This is a genomic window from Paenisporosarcina sp. P5_A11 (assembly GCF_056400705.1).
The window spans coordinates 1-2,310 of the sequence record NZ_JBFUKT010000290.1; the positions used below are offsets into that span (position 1 = coordinate 1).

Consider the following 2,310-nt stretch of genomic DNA (forward strand, 5'->3'; position numbering starts at 1 on the left):
CAGGTGCACAGGGCGGAATGGGAAAAGAAACAGTGAAACGATTTTTAGAAGAAGGAGCTTTTGTCGCAGCTGTTGATCTAAATGTTGACGGTGTAGAGGAAAGCGATCGTTTTTTGCCAATTGCAGCTGATTTAACAAAGGAAGAGGATGTTGAGAAGGTTTTTTCAGCTACAAATGAGAAATTTGAGCGCATAGACGGCTCGTTAATATTGCGGGCATCGCACAGTCGGCAACACCAATCGAGGAAGTTAGCTTGGAGGATTGGGAGAAAATTATGCGCGTAAACTCAACAGCTCCATTTTTAACATGCCGTGCAGCCGTACCTTATATGAAAAAACAAGGCAATGGAGTCATTGTAAATATTGCTTCAATATCCATGGTGAGACCTCGTCCTGGATTGAATGCTTATATCGCTTCAAAAGGAGCCACCGTTTCTTTTTCGCAAGCATTGGCCATTGAATTAGCCGAGTATGGAATCCGGGTAAATGTGGTGAATCCAGGTCCAGCAGATACGAATATGCTAGCGCAATTTTCAGCGAAAGAAGCAGATGTTGAAGCAACGAAGGATTCTATTTTCAAGAAAAGTGTTCCATTGGGAAGGTTAATTAAACCGATTGATATTGCCAATTCTCTAGTGTATCTATGTTCGAAGGAAGCTGCCATTGTAACAGGTTCTGTTTTAAATGTGGATGGCGGAAGGGGGATATAAAAATTGAAATTAGTCGATGTGCAAGTTCAAGGATGTTTCATAGGCGGAGAATGGAAGGTCCCGCAAAAAGAGAGATTAATAGAAGTGAAGAATCCAGGGGACGGCTCTGTTTTAGCTTTTGTTCCAAGAGGGGATAAAGAAGAAATCGACCTTGCTGTAACAGCAGCCAAAAAAGCATTTCTTTCAACAGAGTGGAAGACATTTACAGGTTCGGTAGAGACGGGGAAAAGAGTCATGGAGTCGGCAGCAAAAAATATAGTTCCCGTTACCCTTGAGCTTGGCGGAAAGTCGCCGAATATCGTCTTTGCTGATTGTAATGAGGAGCAGGCTCTTGAGTGGGTTCTTAAGTCTATCGTGCAAAATGCAGGTCAGACTTGTTCTGCGGGATCCCGCTTGGTAATTGAAAAGTCAATTAAGGAGGCTTTTGTAGGCGAGCTTGCAGCCATGATGGATAAACTGTCGATCGGCTCTGGAATTGATAATCATGATCTAGGACCGGTGCTATCGAAAAAGCAATTTGAGCGTATTAAAAGCTTTATTGATCTGGCAAAGCAAGACGGAATTAGAATTGCAACAGGAGGAGAACGTATATTAGTAGAGGGTTCTGAATCAGGCTACTATTTGCAGCCAACCATTTTAGATAGCGTCCCTGCAAGTCATCACCTTGCACAGGAGGAAATCTTTGGTCCTGTATTGACAGTTACCACCTTCGAAACAGAAGAAGAAGCAATTGAAATTGCCAATGGCACACCGTACGGCCTCGTTGCAGGCGTATGGACTGAAAACGTCGGCCGTGCTCACCGTGTTGCCAGCCAACTCCAATGCGGTCAAGTATTCATCAACCACTATGGAGCAGGCGGTGGCATCGCCCAGCCATTCGGTGGATACAAAAAAAGCGGCTTTGGCCGGGAAAAAGGGCTAGAGGCACTGCGGAATTATACTCAAGTAAAAAACGTGGCGCTGAAATATTAAGGTAGTACAAAGGGTTAGGTTTAACAGAATCTTTTAAACCTTTTGGCTATTATTGAATTTATTCGGTCTAACTGTTATGAAATTAGTTTTATTTGATCCGAGCGGAATCGAAGTAGAGGAAACATGTTCTTTCTTGATAGTAATGACCAGCAAAAAGTAGATGAAAAGGACTAGACTAAGAAAATATATCGCGTTCCCATGGGTGTACAGATGTTCTGATTATGTTTCTATATTTAATAGGAAGTAATGGAGCGTTTTGAGTCTCTTAAAACAGGGGTTTTATTATAATAAGGACTATGAAAAACTATAAGGAATTACTAATTCGTGGTAACATTTGTTGGTCACTCGTGGTAGTAGTTTCTCCAATTAGCTGAATTGAAACTACACTTTAATTCCTTACTTGTTTTTAGAACATCATGCCAGCCATAAGTCCTTTCTTTTATAACATAATTAACGAAAGTGCATTCAATTGATTAACGCGCGATTACAAGCGTTTCCGCTGGATTTGATTAGAATATTTTCACCTCAAGATAATTGCTTTAACGGAGTTATTTTACCCTGCCTTTATGGCTCTTTATTATTGCTGTTTCCGTATAAGGTTTGATTTGTTGAGTACTAATACTTTGCAA

General features: G+C 41.2%; 2 pseudogenes. Both read left to right on the forward strand.

The window, feature by feature from the left end:
* Positions 1-17 precede the first annotated feature (17 nt).
* Positions 18-709: pseudogene (locus AC1DOS_RS19485) on the forward strand (SDR family NAD(P)-dependent oxidoreductase).
* A 198-nt stretch (positions 710-907) separates the two neighbouring features.
* A pseudogene (locus AC1DOS_RS19490) lies at positions 908-1,681 on the forward strand (aldehyde dehydrogenase family protein); the annotation flags it as partial.
* Between the last annotated feature and the right edge of the window lie 629 nt (positions 1,682-2,310).